The organism is Nitrosospira sp. NpAV (assembly GCF_000832065.1).
In the GTDB taxonomy this organism is placed as follows: domain Bacteria; phylum Pseudomonadota; class Gammaproteobacteria; order Burkholderiales; family Nitrosomonadaceae; genus Nitrosospira.
Genome location: NZ_JXQM01000301.1, coordinates 1 through 493, shown reverse-complemented (window position 1 = coordinate 493; position 493 = coordinate 1). Strand labels below are relative to the sequence as shown.

1 protein-coding gene is annotated in these 493 nt (G+C 63.5%); it reads right to left on the bottom strand.

Features of this window, described 5'->3' with window-relative positions:
- On the bottom strand, positions 1 to 493 hold a 493-nt coding region (locus SQ11_RS16195; RefSeq protein WP_041515241.1), incomplete at both ends, for an aldehyde dehydrogenase family protein.

Below are 493 nucleotides of genomic sequence, written 5' to 3'. Positions count from 1 at the left end.
GGGAAAACAACGCCCGTGGTCGGCGGATGTCTCACCATCGCCGTGCCGATAACGCGCCCGCTGCCCGGCAGAAAATGGAGCACCTCACCCGGCACGCCTGCTTCGTGCATCAGTTGTATCGCGGTATAGGCGGCGAGTGAGGTGCGCTCGGCGGGTTTCGCCAACACGCTGTTACCCGCCGCGAGTGCACCCGCGACCTGGCCTGTGAAGATCGCAACCGGAAAGTTCCACGGGCTGATCGCTACGAACACACCGCGTCCATGTAAACTGAGCTCGTTGCGCTCGCCGGTCGGACCCGGCATCACTTTTGGTTCGGCGAAGTCGGCGCGCGCGAGCCCCGCATAGTAACGCAGAAAGTCGATTGCCTCGCGCACGTCGGCGAGCGCGTTTGACACTGTCTTGCCGGCTTCGCGTACGCAAAGTGCAATCAGCACCGCCATGTCGCGCTCGAACAGATCGGCCGCGCGTTCAAGAATCTCTGCGCGCCTGACAC